15 protein-coding genes are annotated in these 16,575 nt (G+C 74.1%); 7 read left to right on the forward strand and 8 right to left on the reverse strand.

Translation table 11 applies throughout. The features are described 5' to 3' along the window. Window positions 1-23: 23 nt before the first annotated feature. Together CXR04_RS32920 and CXR04_RS32925 are read right to left on the reverse strand one after the other, a co-directional pair. Window positions 24-230 (reverse strand): DUF5999 family protein, encoded by a 207-nt coding sequence (locus tag CXR04_RS32920; protein WP_101425852.1) that lies wholly within the window; start codon window positions 228-230, stop codon window positions 24-26. A 257-nt stretch (window positions 231-487) separates the two neighbouring features. Next, window positions 488-1,072, reverse strand: coding sequence for a hypothetical protein (locus CXR04_RS32925; RefSeq protein ID WP_101425853.1), 585 nt, complete (start codon window positions 1,070-1,072; stop codon window positions 488-490). A gap of 456 nt (window positions 1,073-1,528) precedes the next feature. On the opposite strand from CXR04_RS32925, the gene CXR04_RS32930 reads away from it, so the two are divergent. Beyond that, entirely contained in the window at window positions 1,529-3,022 is a 1,494-nt protein-coding gene (locus CXR04_RS32930; protein WP_101425854.1) for a glutamate--cysteine ligase, read from the forward strand. A gap of 148 nt (window positions 3,023-3,170) precedes the next feature. On the opposite strand, the gene CXR04_RS32935 is transcribed toward CXR04_RS32930, so the two are convergent. Further along, window positions 3,171-4,937: a substrate-binding domain-containing protein gene (locus tag CXR04_RS32935; protein WP_234380611.1), complete on the reverse strand. Its 1,767-nt coding sequence runs from the start codon at window positions 4,935-4,937 to the stop codon at window positions 3,171-3,173. A gap of 121 nt (window positions 4,938-5,058) precedes the next feature. Here CXR04_RS32935 and CXR04_RS32940 point away from each other — a divergent pair, with 121 nt between their 5' ends. The 3 genes from CXR04_RS32940 (at window position 5,059) to CXR04_RS32950 (ending at window position 7,610) form a co-directional block, all read left to right on the forward strand. Beyond that, on the forward strand, window positions 5,059-5,802 hold the full coding sequence (locus tag CXR04_RS32940) for a CPBP family intramembrane glutamic endopeptidase (RefSeq protein WP_234380847.1): 744 nt from the start codon (window positions 5,059-5,061) through the stop codon (window positions 5,800-5,802). A gap of 117 nt (window positions 5,803-5,919) precedes the next feature. Then, entirely contained in the window at window positions 5,920-6,435 is a 516-nt protein-coding gene (locus CXR04_RS32945; protein ID WP_101425857.1) for a lytic polysaccharide monooxygenase auxiliary activity family 9 protein, read from the forward strand. A 620-nt stretch (window positions 6,436-7,055) separates the two neighbouring features. After that, on the forward strand, window positions 7,056-7,610 hold the full coding sequence (locus CXR04_RS32950) for a PadR family transcriptional regulator (RefSeq protein ID WP_101426725.1): 555 nt from the start codon (window positions 7,056-7,058) through the stop codon (window positions 7,608-7,610). A gap of 57 nt (window positions 7,611-7,667) precedes the next feature. Here CXR04_RS32950 and CXR04_RS32955 read toward each other — a convergent pair whose 3' ends face one another. Beyond that, window positions 7,668-8,447: a DUF4232 domain-containing protein gene (locus CXR04_RS32955; protein ID WP_101425858.1), complete on the reverse strand. Its 780-nt coding sequence runs from the start codon at window positions 8,445-8,447 to the stop codon at window positions 7,668-7,670. Between the two features lie 162 nt (window positions 8,448-8,609). On the opposite strand from CXR04_RS32955, the gene CXR04_RS32960 reads away from it, so the two are divergent. Continuing rightward, window positions 8,610-9,686: an EamA family transporter gene (locus CXR04_RS32960; protein WP_101426726.1), complete on the forward strand. Its 1,077-nt coding sequence runs from the start codon at window positions 8,610-8,612 to the stop codon at window positions 9,684-9,686. Here CXR04_RS32960 and CXR04_RS32965 read toward each other — a convergent pair. Further along, window positions 9,668-10,339, reverse strand: coding sequence for a pyridoxamine 5'-phosphate oxidase family protein (locus CXR04_RS32965; protein ID WP_101425859.1), 672 nt, complete (start codon window positions 10,337-10,339; stop codon window positions 9,668-9,670). The two genes, CXR04_RS32960 and CXR04_RS32965, sit on opposite strands and share 19 nt — an antisense overlap. A gap of 105 nt (window positions 10,340-10,444) precedes the next feature. Here CXR04_RS32965 and CXR04_RS32970 point away from each other — a divergent pair, with 105 nt between their 5' ends. After that, complete coding sequence (locus tag CXR04_RS32970; protein WP_101426727.1) at window positions 10,445-11,776, forward strand: aminotransferase class I/II-fold pyridoxal phosphate-dependent enzyme; 1,332 nt, start codon at window positions 10,445-10,447, stop codon at window positions 11,774-11,776. A gap of 63 nt (window positions 11,777-11,839) precedes the next feature. Here the strand turns inward: CXR04_RS32970 and CXR04_RS32975 are convergent, their stop codons facing one another. Beyond that, window positions 11,840-12,691: a DMT family transporter gene (locus tag CXR04_RS32975; RefSeq protein ID WP_442802480.1), complete on the reverse strand. Its 852-nt coding sequence runs from the start codon at window positions 12,689-12,691 to the stop codon at window positions 11,840-11,842. Window positions 12,692-12,866: 175 nt separating this feature from the next. Here CXR04_RS32975 and CXR04_RS32980 point away from each other — a divergent pair, with 175 nt between their 5' ends. Then, entirely contained in the window at window positions 12,867-13,766 is a 900-nt protein-coding gene (locus CXR04_RS32980; protein ID WP_101425860.1) for a LysR family transcriptional regulator, read from the forward strand. Between the two features lie 128 nt (window positions 13,767-13,894). Here the strand turns inward: CXR04_RS32980 and CXR04_RS32985 are convergent, their stop codons facing one another. Further along, complete coding sequence (locus CXR04_RS32985; RefSeq protein ID WP_101425861.1) at window positions 13,895-14,359, reverse strand: Rieske (2Fe-2S) protein; 465 nt, start codon at window positions 14,357-14,359, stop codon at window positions 13,895-13,897. Between the two features lie 79 nt (window positions 14,360-14,438). Next, complete coding sequence (locus CXR04_RS32990; protein ID WP_101425862.1) at window positions 14,439-16,532, reverse strand: S9 family peptidase; 2,094 nt, start codon at window positions 16,530-16,532, stop codon at window positions 14,439-14,441. Window positions 16,533-16,575 lie beyond the last annotated feature (43 nt).

A 16,575-nucleotide genomic window follows, 5' to 3' on the forward strand; every position in this document is an offset into this window, starting at 1 on the left:
GCCGCGACCGCCGCCCGGGCAGGTCAGGCCGCGGCGGTCACGTCGTCGGCGTTCGGCGGCCGGTGCGGCGCGATGATCCGGCCGTCGGGCAGCAGCTCGCCGGTGTCCTCGAACAGCAGGACGCCGTTGCAGAGCAGGCTCCAGCCCTGCTCCGGGTGGTTCGCCACCGGGCGCGCCGCCTCCCGGTCGGTGGACTGGGCGGTGGGGCAGGGTGGCTGGTGCTGGCACATGGCTGGGTACTCTCGTCGTTTCGTGGTCTCGGTCCTGCGGTCTGCAGATGTCATCGCCGCCCCCGTGTCGACTCGTTCCGCATCCAGTGTTCCCCCGCGCGCGTCAATTCGCAGGGATTTACCGGCAGGTGGTCTCCGGGGCAGAAGACGCATCACCCTCGCGGGCGGTTGCTCGGTGCCGGACCATCCTTTCGGGGGGTGCACCGGCCGGGAGTGGACTAGTCCACAGCGGTGATCAGACCGTGACCTCGCCGTGATCAGGCGGAGGAGCCGAGCAGCCGCGCGCCCGCCAGCCGGTCGCGCAGCGCCGGCAGCAGGTCGCCGGCGCGGTGCGCGCGGTGGGCCCGGATGCCGGGCGGCGCGGGCGCCAGCGGCACCAGCAGATCCGCCGGGTCGATCGTGCCCGACTCGGCCGGCGCGGTGGCGTCGGCGCGCAGCCAGAGCGTCACCATGTACAGCTCCGGTACGGACAGCAGCCGCGGCTGCAGCAGGGCGGGCAGCGACTCGGCCTGGCGCAGGGCGCGTTGGGTGGAGGCGACATACGGGCCCTCGGAGAAGTGCGAGAACGCCCAGCCGTCCGGGGTGATCCGCGCCTCCGCGGCGGCGACGACGAGGCCCTCGGCGGCGAGGTGGAACCGCCAGCCGGTGAGCGCCGCGTGCGGTGTGCCGGCCGCGGCGCCGACCCCGTCCAGAACGTGGACGGGGAGCGCGTCCGTCGCGTCCGCCGGGCTCCCGGACGCCGGTGCGAGAGCACGGGTCCCGCGCACCGCCGTCGGGGACTTCAGCGCGGCGTTGACGCTGCGCAGAGCCGGGGAGGGGGGCGTAAGGACGCTGAGCGGCATAGGGGTCGCCTACCTTCGACAGACGTGGAGCAGAGCAGGGGGCAAGATGCGGACGGCGCTGTCTGCTAGCGGGGCCAGAGGGGACCGCATCCGTGCAAGGGGGCGCCAACTCTCTGCCTCGTTCGCGAATTTTATACGACTACCGGTGGAAGTCCTTCCGCCTGGCCGTCCGGGTGAATTCCGCAAGAGGATTCTCGGTCGAATATCCGCTGGTCTTTCCGGAACATCAGCGAGAATCGCCTGACGGGCGCGGTAACGGCCGGCACCCGGGGTCGGCCGGATCTCGTCGGTGATTGCGACCAGTCGGCGAGCGGTGTACGCGCGCCCGGCGGTGTGCAGTCGGAACGATGCCGTCCGGCGCGGGCGGCCAGCGTAGCCGACGATACGGCGGCTGCGGGCGTCAGGGTACCCGCGTCTGGGCATCATCCCGGGCAGCCGAGCCGAGGAGGAACCTCGATGGGCGAGAAGGTCGTGGCCGGCGGGTTCGACCTGTCCGACCGCCACCGCTATCGGCAGCGGCTCCGCGAGTGTCTCGTGGGGCTGGAGCGACTGCTGGAAGAGAAGAGATTCGACCGCCCGCAGAATCTGATGGGGCTGGAGATCGAGTTGAATCTCGTCGGTGCGGACGGCATGCCGCGCATGATGAACACGGAAGTGCTGGAGCGCATCGCCAGCCCCGACTTCCAGACCGAGCTGGCCCAGTTCAACCTGGAAGTCAATATCGCGCCCCACAGGCTCGCCGGCCGGGTGCTCGACCAGCTCGCGGAGGAGCTGCGCACCGGGCTCTGGTACGCGGACCGGCAGGCGCGCGAGGTGGGCGCCGGGATCGTGATGATCGGCATCCTGCCGACGCTCACCGCCGCCGACCTGGTCTCCGCCAACCTCTCCGAGGTCGACCGCTTCCACCGGCTCAACGAGCAGATCCTCGCGGCCCGCGGCGAGGAGATCCACCTCGACATGCACGGGGTGGAGGAGCTGACGTACACCACCGGCTCCATCGCCTCCGAGGCCGCGTGCACCTCGGTTCAGATGCATCTCCAGGTCACCCCCAACCGGTTCGCGGACGTCTGGAACGCCTCGCAGGCGGCGGCGGCCGTGCAGGTCGCGCTCGGCGCCAACGCGCCGTTCGTCTTCGGCCGGGAGCTGCTGAGCGAGTCGCGGCCCGAACTGTTCCTCCAGGCCACCGACACCCGGCCGCCGGAGTACCGCGCGCAGGGCGTGCGCCCGCGCGTCTGGTTCGGCGAGCGCTGGATCACCGAACCGCTGGAGCTGTTCGAGGAGAACCTCCGCTACTTCCCCTCGCTGCTGCCCCTCTGCGCCGCGGAGGACCCGCTGCGCGTCCTGGACGAGGGCGGGGTGCCGGAACTGTCGGAACTGGTGCTGCACAACGGCACGGTCTACCGCTGGAACCGGCCCGTGTACGACATCGCCGGCGGCGTCCCGCACCTGCGGGTCGAGAACCGGGTGCTGCCCGCGGGCCCGACAGTCACCGACGTCGTCGCCAACGCGGCGTTCTACTACGGCCTCGTGCGCACCCTCGCCGACGAGCAGCGGCCCGTCTGGGGCCGGCTGCCCTTCGACGGCGCGGCGGCCAACTTCGCCGCCGCCTGCCGGGACGGTATCGACGCCACGCTCGTGTGGCCGGGACGGCGGCGGCTCGGCGGGGTGGCGCGGGTGCCCGTGGCCAAGCTCGTACGGGACGAACTGCTGCCCATGGCCGCCTCCGGGCTGGACGCCTGGGGCGTCGACCCGGCCGACCGCGACCGCTACCTCGGCGTCATCGAGGAGCGCTGCCGGCGGCGGGTCAACGGGGCGTCGTGGCAGTCGGCGGCGTTCCACCGGGCGCTGGGGCGCGGGCTGGACCGGGGGGCGGCGCTCGCGGAGATGACGCGGCGCTATGTGGAGCTGACGCGCACGGAGGAGCCGGTGCACCGCTGGCCGGTGGACTGACGCGGGGCCCGGCGGCGCAGGCGGCGCGCCGGGCGCGCGGGGCCGGTGCTGCGGCGCGTACGGCCTGCGCCCCGGGCCGTACGGGCTGTGGTGCGGGGCGTACGGGCCGCGTCCCGGCGCCTGCGGGCTGCGCCCCGGCCCGTACCGCTCAGGACAGCGCCGCCTTCGCGCCGGCGTCCGTCACCGCCCGCAGCAGCACCGCGTGGATCTCCTTCGGATCCGTCACCCGGTACGACTCGCCCCCGACCGCCTCCGCGATCCGCCCGCACGCCTCGATGTCCGCGTCCGGGCCGATGCCGATCGCGATCAGGCCCACCGGCCGCTCCGGATCGGCGGTCTCGCGCAGCCGCGCGGCGAGGTCCGCGGCGGAGATGCTGCCCGGGTCCTCGTTGGCGCCGTCGGTGAGCAGCACGACCGCGTTGAAGCGGCCGGGCGCGTACTCCTTGACCTGCCGCTCGTACGCCGCAAGGGCCGTGTCGTACAGGCCCGTCGCGCCGTCCGGCACCGGCTGGAGGCCGCCGAATGCGCTCGCGAGCAGCTCGCGGTGGCTGGTGCCGTCGTCGGTGCGCTGGGCCAGCCGCGTGGTGCCGGTGACCTCCTCGTAGTCCTGCTCGCCCTCAAGCCGGGTGGAGAACCGCCACAGGCCGATCTCGTCCTCGCCGGTGAACTGGGAGAGCGCCTGGATCAGCGCGTTCTTCGTGACGTCCATCCGGGTCTGCCCCGCCTCGCCGGGGACCGGCTCGCCCATCGAGCCGGACACGTCGACCACCGTTGTCAGCCGGGCGCTCTGCACCGTGACGGTCCACATACCGAGGACCGAGGCAACCTCGTCGGGGGCCGGCGGTTCTGCGGGCGGCGCGTCGAAGGGCTGCGGGGCGGCGCCGCCGGCGGCCATCGCCAGGTCCGCGTCGAGGCGCCCCTCGGGGGAGCGGAAGCCCTGGCGGCGCAGCAGGCCGGTGGTCCTGGCGTCGGTCAGAAGCCGCTGGAAGCGGCTGGCGGCGCGGACCCGGTCCATCGCCATGGCGTCGTTGTCGACGATCGTGTACGGGTAGTCGAGCGCGACCGTGCCGCCCTCCGGGTAGAACATGTCGAGCCGCCCGCCGGTGTTCGCGCCCGCGTTGTGGCGGAACGCGGCCTGCTCGGAGAGGAACAGTGCGTCGTTGTCCTTCGGGTCGTCGAGACCGGAGTCCGGGAGCGACGCCAGCACCGCCGTGTCGCCGGGCTCGACGCGGTCGGAGAGCAGCTTTGCGGTCGCGGCGGTACGGGTGTCCGCGTCCTTGCCGCCGGCGCGGTGCATCGCCGTCAGCGCGAGCGCGCCGGTGGCGCTCACGGCCGGGTCGGCGGTGCCGAGGCGCAGGCCGGCGCCGTCGCCCAGCGCGGCGTCCGTCAGCTCGGCCCAGCCGTACGTCTTCTCCGGCCAGCCGAGTTTGCGGGCGCCGTCCCGGAGGGCGGCCATGCCGACGGGTGAGCTGGCCAGCCGGGTCACCTCGTCGATGCTCGCACCCCCGCCGCCGGCGGTGACCATGCCCGTCCAGATGCTGGAGTCGGGTATCCAGACCTGGAAGTCGGGCCGGGTGTCCTTGGTGCGCAGCGCCTGGGCGACCTCGGCGGCGGGCCGCGCGCTCACCTCGATGTCCAGGCAGCGGCCGTCCGACTTCAGCTCCGCGGCGCGGGCGCGTTCGGCGGTCTTGCGGACGACGGGGGCGATGTCGGGCGAGGCGACGACGGCCAGTTCGAGGTCCGCACCCGCGCACGGGTCGTCCTGCGGCAGCAGCCCGGCCTGCACGGCGACCAGCGCCCCGGCGCCGATCGCCAGGACGAGGGCGGTCGCGATGACCACCGTGCGGCCCCGTACGCTGCGCCGCAGCACGGCTTCGTCCGTTCCGTACGCATCGGGCAAGCTGTGTCGTCCCATGGTCGTCCCCCCGGACAGCCGCATATTGGTCACGTGTTTTTCCGCGACCCTAGCGACACGGTGGGGCCCATGAGGAGGGATTGACCAATTGGAGGAGCGAGTGCAGGACCAGTCCCGCCGGATGCTGAGCAGCGAAACGCTGCTGGTGCTGGCGCTGTCCCTGGGAGCGAGCGCGGTCTCGGCCCTGATCAGCTTCATCGGCTCGCTGACCCGGTCCGAAGGGCTGAAGGAGCAGTCGGCCAACCTCAACTCCTCTGCCGCGCCCGGGCGTCCGTGGCTGGATCTCGCGTGGCAGCTCTTCGGGATCACCACCGCGCTGGTGCCGGTGGCGCTCGTGGCGTACCTGCTGGTGCGCGAGCGCGCGGGCGGGCTGAGCGCGGTCGGCTTCGACCACCGGCGGCCGCGTTTCGACCTGGGCTGGGGCGCGGTCGTGGCGGCGGTGGTCGGCGGCACGGGGCTGGCGTTCTACCTGGGCGCGCGGGCGGCGGGGTTCAACCTGACCGTCGTACCGGAGTCGCTGCCCGACGTGTGGTGGAAGATCCCGGTGCTGATCCTCTCCGCGGTGCAGAACTCCGTGGTGGAGGAGGTCATCGTCGTCGGCTATCTGCTGCGCCGGCTGGACCAACTGGGCTGGACCCCGAAGGCGTCGCTGGCGGCCAGCTCGCTGCTGCGCGGGACGTACCACCTGTACCAGGGGATCGGCGGCTTCATCGGCAACGCGGTGATGGGCGTGCTGTTCGTCCTGCTGTACCGGCGGTGGGGGCGGGTCGGGCCGCTGGTGGCGGCGCACGCCTTCATCGACATCGTGGCGTTCGTGGGGTACGCGCTGCTGGCGGGGAAGGTGGGGTGGCTGCCTACGGAATGAACGACTCCGGCCCGGTGGACTGTTGCCGGCGGTCAATTCTCCCTGCTCCACAGTCTTGACGGTGGTCTGACAATAGATAAAGTCTAGACCAATGCCCCCCATGCAGGGAGAGACAAGATGCGCAGTCTCAAAAAGCGTGCAGCGATCGTCGCCGCGACCGTGACCCCGCTGGTCGTGCTCGCCCTCCCGGCCCCGCAGGCGAGCGCACACGGCTGGATCACCTCGCCCCCGAGCCGGCAGCAGCAGTGCAAAGCGGGCACGGTCTCGTGTGGTCAGATCCAGTGGGAACCGCAGAGCGTCGAGGGCCCGAAGGGCCTGACGAGCTGTCACGGCGGCAACAGCCGGTTCGCCGAGCTCAACGACGACAGCAAGGGCTGGGCGGTCACCGACATCAACAGGACCCAGTCGTTCAACTGGCAGATCACCGCCAACCACCGCACGAGCACGTGGCAGTACTTCGTCGGCGGCCAGAAGGTCGCGGAGTTCAACGACGGCGGCGCGCAGCCGCCCTCGCAGTTCAGCCACACGGTCAACTTCGGCAACATCACCGGCCGGCAGAAGGTCCTGGCCGTGTGGAACGTGTACGACACGGGAAACGCCTTCTACGCCTGCATCGACGTCAACATCCGCTGACGCCGACCCGCCCGTAACGGCAGCAACAGACCCCCGGGGAGCAACGGGCCCCCGGGGGTTCGGTGCGCCCGGGCCACCCCACCCGTTCCCCGACGACTGTCGACACCGGCTGAGCGTCCGGGGCGGCGTGAGCCAATTCTTTCCGCCGGCCGACGACCTCGCCGGCCGCCTGTTCTGCCGCTGGATCGCGCGGTGTTGATGTCTCCCCGGCGGGCAGCAGGTCGGTGGGCCGGCCGCCGGGAGAGTGCGTGCCTGCAGGTCAGGTCGGTGTCTGCGCGACGAAGGTGCGTCGGGTGCAGGCCGCGTTCTCGCAGGCGAATCGGCACACCCGTAACTGGAGTACGACGCTTCGTCCGGCGCTCGGAGCATCTGCGGGAAACCGCAAGGGCCGCTTGGGTGAAGCGGCCGTCCGGGGCGACCTCGGTTCTGGCGGCGCGGGCGGTGAATCGGTACGTCATGGCGTGGTTCCGCCGGTGTGTCCGACTGAGCTCTGCAGCAGGGGCGAGCCCGGAGCCACAGGTCACAGGCTCGCTCCGGGCTGGGTTGCTTTGCGAGTGTCGGCGATATATCGTTGACGTATCGCAATCGATCGTAGAAGGAAACTGGAAGAGGTGAGGACCATGGAATCCCATGGACACGGATACGGCCCGCGTGGCGGGCGGCGCTCGGCCTTCGGGGGGTTCGGGCCGCCGTTCGGGCCGCCCTTCGGGCGGGGGCGTGGGGGGCCGCGGGGGCGGGCTCGGCGGGGGGATGTGCGGGCGTCGATTCTGGCCCTGCTCAAGGACCGCGGTATGCACGGGTACGAGATGATCCAGGAGATCTCCGAGCGCAGTGGCGGAGCCTGGAAACCCAGTCCCGGCTCGGTGTATCCGACGCTGCAACTGCTGGAGGACGAGGGTCTGATCGTCAGCGCCACGGAGGGCGGTAAGAAGCTGTTCTCGCTCACCGGCGCCGGGCGCGAGGAGGCCGAGTCCGGGCCCGAGGCGCCCTGGGAGGACGCCGGGCGCGGGGTCGACTGGGAGGCGCTGCAGGAGGTCCGGCAGTCGGGCTTCGCGCTTGCCGAGGCGTTTCGGCAGGTGTACACCACTGGCACTCCCGAGCAGCGCCAGGAGGCGCTGGCCGTCGTCAACGACGCCCGGAAGAAGCTCTACCTGATCCTCGCAGAGGAGAACTGAGCCCCGGCGCCCGGTTCGGCCGGCCGGGCGCCGCGGCTCAGTCGCACATGAAACCCGTCAGCGTGCGGGGCCCGCTCCCTTCGCCAGTGGCAGGGACTCGATGCGGCCCGCGTCGCAGACCTCGCCCAGCGGCCACGCGGTGTCCGTGTGGTGGTACGTGTCCGGCGGGATCACCTGCAGCTCCGCCGGCTTCGGGCGGCAGGCGCCGCTCGCGTCGTCCGAGCCGCTGGCGACCACCGTCCAGTGCAGCCGGCTCCACGCCGAGGCGCCGGGGGCGAGCGTCTGCATGGCCGGGGTGCGGCTGCCGTCCCGTACCACCCTGGTCGGGACCTTCGTGCCGTCGGCCCTGACCAGTTGCAGGCCCGTCCAGCCGCGGGTGCGGCAGGTGGCGTCCGAGTCGTTGGTGAGGACGAGCGCCGCGTAGCGGTTGCCCGCCGCCGGGTTGAGCGGGCGTACGGAGGCCGCCAGGTCGCCCGTACGGCACCACGGGGCCGCCGCCGAATCGCCGGCTGACGCCTTCGGTTCCGTCTTCGGCTCCGCCTTCAGCGGCTCCGCGGCCGTGCCCTCGTCCGCCTTGCCGTCCGCCGGATCGCCGGCCGCCTTCTCCGGTTCGGCGTCGTCCTTCGCGGGCGTGTCCTGCTGCGCCCCGTCCCCGTTCTGCGCACTGTCGTTCCCGTCGGCGCTCTGCGCCGGCAGGGGCTTGGAGTTGCCCGCGTTGTCCGTGTCGTCCGCGGACCCGCCGTCGGAGCTCGCGCCGCAGCCTGCGGCCAGCAGCCCCGCCGCCGCGAGGGCGGCGAGGGCGATGCGGGTGCGGGCGCGGCCGGGCTGTCGTGTCATGTCTTCCCCCTGGCTGCTCGGAGTGACCAGATCGTGGGGTGTCGGTCGTTGGACCCGTGCGGGGAGGGATCGGTTCCACCGAGGGGATGCCCGCCTGCGGAGGGGAGGATGCGCGGTCTGCGCCCGCGCGCCTCATGTCAGGAGCAACGAAGAATGACACTCATGTACGGCGCTGACATAATCGCCCGCATGCAGCAGTCATTCGACAGGCGCGCCGGGCTCGGGCTCGCGCTGGCCTCCGCGCTCGCGTTCGGCGGTTCCGGGGTGGCGGCCAAGCCGCTCATCGAGCAGGGCATGGACTCGCTGCACGTGGTGTGGCTGCGTATCGCCGGGGCCGCGCTGGTGCTGCTGCCGCTCGCCTGGCGGCACCGCACGCTGGTACGGGAGCGGCCCGCGCTGCTCGCCGGGTTCGGCGTGCTCGCGGTCGCCGGCGTGCAGGCGTTCTACTTCGCGGCGATCGCCCGGATCCCGGTCGGGGTGGGGCTGCTCATCGAGTTCTTCGGGCCCGCCCTGGTGCTGGGCTGGGTGCGGTTCGTCCAGCGGCGGCCGGTCACCCGGCAGGCGGCGGTCGGCGTGCTTTTCGCGGTCACCGGGCTGGCCTGCGTGGTCGAGGTCTGGGCCGGCCTCGGCTTCGACGCGCTCGGGCTGCTCCTCGCCTTCGGCGCGGCCTGCTGCCAGTGCGCGTACTTCGTCCTCGCCGGGCACGGCACCGATTCCGCCGACGGCAAGGCGCCGAACCCGCTGGGCGTCATCGCGTACGGGCTGATCGTCGGCGCCGTCGTGCTCACCCTCGTCTCCCGGCCCTGGAACCTGGAGTGGTCGCTGCTCGGCGAGCGCGCGGAACTCGGCGACATGCGGCCGCCTGCCTGGGTGCTGATCGTCTGGATCGTCCTGGTCACGACCGTGCTGGCGTATCTGTTCGGCGTCCTCGCGGTGCGCCGGCTCTCGCCGCCGGTGGCGGGGGTCGTCGCGTGTCTGGAGGCGGTCGTCGCGTCGGTGCTGGCGTGGGTGCTGCTGTCGGAGCACCTGGGCGCGGCGCAGATCGTGGGCGGCGCGCTGGTGCTGATCGGCGCGTTCACCGCGCAACTGGCGGCGCCTGCGTCCGGTTCCGGCGAGCGGGGCGAGCCGGTGGCCGGGAACGTGCCGCGGCCGCGCGAGGGCGGCGAGGAGCCGTCCGGCGACGCGCCCGCGGCACCCACCGCCGACGCGTCGCCGGACGGTCAGCCCGCAGGCAGGTAGCCGGGCGGCGCGATGCCCGGGGCGAGGTCGCCGGCCGGTACGGGCGGGCCGTAGACGGGTGCGACGGGCACCACCCCCGTCCAGTACGGCAGTTCCAGGTCCTCCGGCTCGTCCTCGGGGCCGCCGGTGCGCGTCTTGACCGAGACCTCCTCGATGGCGAGCCGGAGCACCGCGGTCCTGGCCAGCTCCTTGGCGTTCGCGCGCCGGGAGTCGTCGGCCCGGCCGGGGACGATGTGGTCGACGATCCTGTCGAGGGCCATGGTCCGCTCGTCGTGGTCGGTCACGGCGTACGCGTCGCCGTGCAGCACCGCGGAGCGGTAGTTGATCGAGTGGTGGAACGCGGAGCGGGCCAGCACCAGCCCGTCGACGTGCGTGACCGTCAGGCACACCGGCATCCCGGCGTCCCCGGCCCGCCCGGCGGTGCGCAGCGGGCGGGAGCCGGTGGAGCCGTGTACGTACACCTGCTCGCCGACGCGCGCGTAGAGCGTGGGCAGGACGACGGGGCGGCCGTCCCGGATGAAGCCGAGGTGGCAGACGTAGCCGGCGTCGAGCACGGAGTGCACCACTTCGCGGTCGTACGACGCGCGCTCGCGGGAGCGCGTCGGCACGGTGCGGTCGGTGGGGCGGTAGGCGGCGGGGGGCGTGGTGGACACGGGCTGCTCCCTCGGTGCTCGGCGGTGCTCGGCGGTACGTGCCGCCGGCTGCGCGGCGGCGGTGTCGAGTTGCGATCCTCATTGCACTAGTGCAATATGCTCTTTGTGCTAGGAGAGTATCGGATCGAAGGCCGGGGCGCAGCAGAGATCTCTGCCAGCATCGAGCGCGGCATCGGCGCCGGTGCGCTGCAGCCCGGCGCCCCGCTGCCGCCGCTGCGCGCGCTGGCGGCGGAGCTGGCGGTCAACCCGAACACGGTGGCCGCCGCGTACCGCATGCTGCGTGAGCGCGGCGTCGTCGAGACCGCGGGCCGGCGCGGCACCCGGGTGCGCGCCCGCCCCGCCACCGCGCCCCGCGAGCAGATCAGCGTCGCCGTGCCGCCCGGTGCCCGCGACCTGTCCACCGGCAACCCCGACCCCGCCCTGCTGCCCCCGCTCGCCGGCGCCCTCGCCGCCGCGGCCGCCCGGCACGGCACGTCCCCCGTGCTCTACGGCGACGAGGGCGTCGCCCCCGAGCTGGCCCGCCTCGCCCGCGCCGACTTCGACGCCGACGGCGTGCCCCCGGGCCCCGTCGCCGTCACCTCCGGCTCGCTGGACGCGATCGAGCGCGCCCTCGCCGCCCATCTGCGCCCCGGCGACGCGGTCGCGGTCGAGGACCCCGCCTGGGGCAGCCTCCTCGACCTCGTGCCCGCGCTCGGCCTGCGGCCGGTGCCGGTCGAGCTGGACGAAGAAGGGCCGCTGCCGGAGCGTGCCGCGGCGGCGCTGGCCTCCGGCGCGCGCGCCCTCGTCGTGACCTCCCGCGCGCAGAACCCGACGGGCGCCGCGCTCACTCGGGAGCGCGCCGCCGAACTGCGCGCCGTTCTCGCCCGGCACCCGGACGTGCTGCTCGTCGAGGACGACCACGGCCACGCGATCGTCGACCTGCCGTTCCAGCCGCTGGCCGGCGCCGCACGGCACTGGCTCGCGGTGCGCTCCGCCGCCAAGGCGTACGGTCCCGACCTGCGGCTCGCGGTGCTCACCGGGGACCGGGTGACCGTGGACCGCGTCGAGGGCCGCCAGCGCCTCGGCCCCGGCTGGGTCAGCCGGCTGCTCCAGGACACGGTCGTCCACCTGCGCCGCAGCGGGATCCTGGATCCGGCGGCGGTCGCCCGCTCGTACGGCGAGCGGCGCGAGGCGCTGCTGACGGCGCTGCGGCGGCGGGGAGTCGAGGCCACCGGGCGCAGCGGGATGAACGTCTGGCTGCCGGTCCCCGACGAGACCTCCGCGGTCACCCAGCTCCTGCGGTCCGGCTGGGCGGCGGCGCCCGGGGCCCGCTTCCGCCTCGCCTCGCCGCCCGGCATCCGGCTGACCGTCTCGCCGCTGGCGGGCGAGGACGTGGAGCCGCTGGCGGACGCGGTGGCGACGGCGGTACGGCCCGCGCCCGGACGGCGGTGGGTCTGAGGGGCGTAAGGGCTGCCCGTCCGTACGGGCGTACGGAACCCCGTACGGAGAACGCTCAGGCCGTCACGTCCGCTCCTCCCGCGGGCGGCTGCGCGAGAGCGCCGCGCCCGCTAGCACCACCGCCGCGCCCACCGGCGTGTTCCACGTCAGCTCCTCGCCGAGCAGCGCCACCCCGGCCGCGGTGGCGATGACGGGGATGACGTACGTGACCGTGTGCGCCGTCGTCGGCCCCACGTCCGCCACCAGCCCGTGCTGCACGAGCACCGCGAGCCCCGTGCCCAGCACCCCCAGCGTGACGACCGCCAGCAGCGGCCCGGCCGGGAGCGCGGTCGGCACCGAGGTGAACAGCGCGGTGGCCACGGCCAACTGGGCGGTGCCGAGGAGCAGTTGCGTGCCGGCGACCGACAGGTGGGAGTGCCCGAGGCCGGCGAGCGTACGGCGGACGTAGATCCAGCCGACGGCGTAGCTGGCGGCGGCGAGCAGCGCGAGCACGGTGCCCAGCGGGTCCTGGCCGGTGAAGCCCCGCCATGCGCCGAGGACGGTCAGCACCCCGGCGAACCCGAGCCCGAGCCCCGCGACCCGGCGGCGCGTCGGCCGGTCCTCCCGCAGTGCGACGAGGGCGAGCAGCATCGCCCACAGCGGCGAGGTGGCGTTGCAGATCCCGGCGAGCGAGGAGCTGATGTGCAGCTCGGCGTAGGCGAAGAGGGAGAAGGGCAGTGCGTTGATGAAGAAGGCGGCCACCGCGATATGTCCCCACGTGCGGGCGCCGCGCGGCAGCCGCTCCCGGCGTATCGCGAGCGCGGCGACGAGGACGGCGGAGCCGAAGGCCATCCGGCCGAGCGTCACTTGCAGCGGAGCGAAGCCGTCGGTGCCGACCTTGATGAGCAGGAAGCTGAAGCCCCAGACGACCGACAGGGCGGTGAAACGGACGCGCCAGTCGAGGAGGGGCCGCCGGGATGCGGCGGCCGGGGAGTGGCTGTGCCGGTGTCCGTGGCTGCTGCCGGTGCCCTGGTCATGGAGCTACGGTGAGCCACGGGTTCCTCGTAGCACAAGCGAGACTTTATGGCCCCTATCTCGTAGCATCACTTACATGTTGAATCTGGAGCGCCTGCGCACCCTCGCGGCCGTCGCCCGGCACGGATCCGTGAGCGCGGCGGCCGGCGGGCTGCACATCACGACCTCCGCCGTCTCCCAGCAACTCGCCAAGCTGGAGCGGGAGACCGGGCAGCAGTTGCTCGCCAAGAACGGCCGCGGCATCCGCCTCACCGACGCCGGCCGGCTGCTCGCCGAGCACGCCACCCTGATCCTCTCGCAGGTCGAGGCCGCGCAGTCCGAGCTGGAGGCGCACCGCGGGCGGCCCGTCGGGGAGCTGAGCCTCGCGGCGTTCCCGACCGCCGCCCGCGGGCTGTTCCCCGCCGCGCTCGCGGCGCTGCGCCGCGACCATCCCGAGCTGCGCGTACGGCTGCGGGAGCAGGAGCCGGACGAGACGGTGCCCGGCGTCACGCGCGGCGACCACGACCTCGGCGTCGTCCTGGACTGGTACAACAAACCCCTCCCGCTGCCGCCGGGGCTGTCCCGGGCGCCGCTGCTCGACGACCTCGCGGACGTCGCCGTGCCCGAGGGGCACCCGCTCGCGGACCGCGCGGACGTGGTCCTGGAGGACTTCGGGGCCGACGACTGGATCTCCTGGCCGGAGAGCGAGTTCTGCCACGACTGGCTGGTGTTCACCCTGCGCGCCAAGGGCATCGAACCGCACATCGCCCACACCGCGGAGGAGCACCACACGCAGCTCGCGCTCATCGCCGCCGGGCTCGGCGTGGCCGTCGCGCCGCGGCTGGGCCGCGGGGCGGTGCCCGCGGGCGTACGCATCCTGCCCGTACGCGGCGCGATGCGGCGGCACATCTACGCGATCTGGCGCGCCGACGCCGACCGCCGGCCGTCCATCAGGGAGGCCGTACGCGCCCTGCAGGCGGCGGGCCGCGCCCTCTGAGCGCGGCCCGCGCGGCGCCGGGAGCCGTGGCGCCGCGGGCCGGGGCGCCGGGACCGGTGGCCGCCCCACCCGCGGCCGCCCGTCCCCGTACGTCCTGCCCTCGCCCCCGCCATCTGCTCCGTGCGCCGTCAGCCCTGGCGGAGGACGTCCCCGTCGACCCGTACGTCCTCCGCCGGCAGCGGCTCCAGGGCCGGGCCCTGCGCGACGCTGCCGTCCGTGATGGCGAACTTGCTGCCGTGACACGCGCAGTTGATCGTGCCGTCCTCGACGCTGCTGACCAGGCAGCCCTGGTGCGTGCAGACCGCAGAGAACGCCTTGAACGCGCCCGGCTCCGGCTGCGTCACGACCACCTTCTGGTCCTTGAAGATCTTGCCGCCGCCCTCGGGCACCTCGCTCGTGGTGCCGAGCTGCGCGCCGCCGTCGTCGCCGCCTTCCTGCGGCCGCACCTCCGTGCTGCCGGAGTCGCCCGAACCGCCGCCGTCGCCCGGGTCGTCGCCGCAGGCGGCGAGCGCGGCGGCGAGGCCGCCGGCGCCGACGGCGGCCACGACGGTGCGGCGGGCGGTGAGCCGGGCCGGGTTGGGGGATTGCGTCATGGTGGGGCCCTTTCCTGGTGCGCCGGTCGCCCGCCTTGGGCCGGCGGGCCCGGCGATCTGTTCGTGTGCCTCAGGCCCGTCATACGTACGCCGGGGGGTCGGCGTTCAGCTCCCGCCGCAGGAACGCCAGCTCGAACCAGAGGAGATTCTCGGCGATCGCGGCGTCGGAGATCATGTGCGACGCGCCGGGGACCGGAAGGACGCTGTGCGGCTTGCCCGCGGCCAGCAGCTCACCGGACAGCCGCAGGGTGTGGGCCGCGACGACGTTGTCGTCCGCCAGGCCGTGGACGAAGAGCAGGGGCCGGCGCAGCCGGTCGCCGAGCCCCACGAGCGACGAACGGTCGTAGTGCTCGGGGTACTTCTCGGGGTGGCCGAGGAAGCGCTCCTGGTAGTGCGTGTCGTACAGCCGGGCGTCGGTGACGGGCGCGCCCGCGATGGCGGCGTGGAAGACGTCGGGCCGGGTGAGGACCGCCGCCGCGGCGAGGAAGCCGCCGAACGACCAGCCGCGGATGCCGACCCGGTCCAGGTCGAGGTCCGGATTGCCGGCCGCCGCCGCCTGCAGCCCCCGCACCTGGTCCGCGACGGCCTTGTCCCGCTTGTCCCCGGTGTTCATCCGCTCCCACGACGGCGCGCCGGGCGTGGCCCGCCCGTCGGTGACCAGCACCGCGAAGCCCTGCTCCGCGAACCACTGCGAGACCAGCGTCCACCACCCGCGCGCCGGCACCGCCAGCCGCAGCCCCGGCCCGCCGTACGGGTCGCACAGCACCGGCAGCGGGCCGTCGCCGGGGCTGTGCCACGACGGCAGGAACAAGTTGCTGCGCAGCCCGTCCGGCCCGTCGAGGCGCTGCGGGCGGGGCCGGATCTCCGGCTCCTCGGCGCGGGAGGCCAGCGCCGCGGCCGGGCGGCCCGCGGCCAGCACCCGCGTCGCGGGACCGGCGGGCGTCACGCTCTCCAGCACCGTCGTCCCGCCGCCCGCGGCCGCCGTGTGGTGCCCTTGCTCCTCGGTCAGCGGCGCGCAGCCCGGCCCCGGTTCGTACGACCACACGTGCCGCTCCGCCGGGTCCTCGGCCGCCGTGAACAGCACCCGCTCGCCCGCGACCCCCAGCACCGCGCGCACCTGGAGCCCGGCGGGCGAGACGGGCTCGCCGTCGCGCAGGAGGCGGTACGTGTCCGTGGCGGTGTCGTTCCCGACTTGGAGCAGCGCGCCGGACGCGGTCCTGGCCGGCGTCCCCGGCACCAGCCGGGTCCAGTGCGCGTCGCGTGTCCCGGCGAGCACGCGGGTGTCGCCCGTGCCCGGGTCGGCGGCGAGCGTGAGCAGGGTGCGCTGGTCGCGGCTCTGCACGCCGAGGAGCGGGCCGTGGGCGTCCCAGCGGACGGTGGCCAGATACTCGTACGCCGCCCGGTCCCACCGCACCTCCGTACGGTGGCCGTCGAGCGTGACCACGTGCAGCGAGACGTCCGCGTTGGCCGTGCCGGCGACGGGGTAGCGCATGGTGCGCGGCTCGGCCGCCGGGTCCGCGGGGTCGGCGAGGTGCCAGCGCCGCACCCCTGACTCGTCCACGCGCGCGACGAGCAGCGCGCCGCCGTCCGGGGCCCACCAGTGGCCGCGGTCGCGGTGCATCGACTCGGCGGCGACGTGCTCGGGCAGCCCGTACGTCACGTCCGGCCCCTCCGGCGCCGCGAGCAGCCGGCCGGTGCCGTCCGCGACGGCGGCGACGTGCAGCGCGCCACCGGTGACGTACGCGACGTGCGTGCCGTCGGGGGAGAGGCGCGGGTCGACGGCGGGCCCGGCGGCCGGCACCCGGAACGGCGCCGATCCCTCGGTCCGTACCGCCCACAGCTCGCCGCCCAGGGCGAACACCGCGAGCCGCACGGCGGCGTCCGTGGTGTACGAGGTGACCCCCGACGTCCGCGTCCGCGCCCGCTCCCGCCGCACCCGCTCCGCCGCGGGCTCCGCCCCGCCCGGCACCAGCCCGCCCGGATCCGCCAACTCCCGCTCCGCACCCCCCTCGTACAGCCACAGCCGCGCCACGGCATCCGTGCCGCTCCCGGTGCGCAGGAACAGCACCCGCTCGCCGTCCGGCGAGACGGTCACACCGTGCGGCAGGCCGAGGGTGAATTTGCGGGTGCGGGCGAGGTGGCGGGGGAACTCGGGCGTGGGGTTTGCGTTCATGCCGAGACCATGCCCATAGATCGGCCGCCACCACCAGGGGGGT

It is taken from the genome of Streptomyces sp. CMB-StM0423 (genome assembly GCF_002847285.1).
In the GTDB taxonomy this organism is placed as follows: Bacteria; Actinomycetota; Actinomycetes; order Streptomycetales; family Streptomycetaceae; genus Streptomyces.

What these genes read in the sequence shown, in the direction of transcription:
- CXR04_RS32920 (WP_101425852.1), bottom strand. Translation starts at nt 230, where the DNA reads ATGTGCCAGCACCAGCCACCCTGCCCCACCGCCCAGTCCACCGACCGG.
- CXR04_RS32925 (WP_101425853.1), bottom strand. Translation starts at nt 1,072, where the DNA reads ATGCCGCTCAGCGTCCTTACGCCCCCCTCCCCGGCTCTGCGCAGCGTC.
- CXR04_RS32930 (WP_101425854.1), top strand. Translation starts at nt 1,529, where the DNA reads ATGGGCGAGAAGGTCGTGGCCGGCGGGTTCGACCTGTCCGACCGCCAC.
- CXR04_RS32935 (WP_234380611.1), bottom strand. Translation starts at nt 4,937, where the DNA reads ATGGGACGACACAGCTTGCCCGATGCGTACGGAACGGACGAAGCCGTG.
- CXR04_RS32940 (WP_234380847.1), top strand. Translation starts at nt 5,059, where the DNA reads ATGCTGAGCAGCGAAACGCTGCTGGTGCTGGCGCTGTCCCTGGGAGCG.
- CXR04_RS32945 (WP_101425857.1), top strand. Translation starts at nt 5,920, where the DNA reads ATGCGCAGTCTCAAAAAGCGTGCAGCGATCGTCGCCGCGACCGTGACC.
- CXR04_RS32950 (WP_101426725.1), top strand. Translation starts at nt 7,056, where the DNA reads ATGGAATCCCATGGACACGGATACGGCCCGCGTGGCGGGCGGCGCTCG.
- CXR04_RS32955 (WP_101425858.1), bottom strand. Translation starts at nt 8,447, where the DNA reads ATGACACGACAGCCCGGCCGCGCCCGCACCCGCATCGCCCTCGCCGCC.
- CXR04_RS32960 (WP_101426726.1), top strand. Translation starts at nt 8,610, where the DNA reads ATGTACGGCGCTGACATAATCGCCCGCATGCAGCAGTCATTCGACAGG.
- CXR04_RS32980 (WP_101425860.1), top strand. Translation starts at nt 12,867, where the DNA reads ATGTTGAATCTGGAGCGCCTGCGCACCCTCGCGGCCGTCGCCCGGCAC.
- CXR04_RS32985 (WP_101425861.1), bottom strand. Translation starts at nt 14,359, where the DNA reads ATGACGCAATCCCCCAACCCGGCCCGGCTCACCGCCCGCCGCACCGTC.
- CXR04_RS32990 (WP_101425862.1), bottom strand. Translation starts at nt 16,532, where the DNA reads ATGAACGCAAACCCCACGCCCGAGTTCCCCCGCCACCTCGCCCGCACC.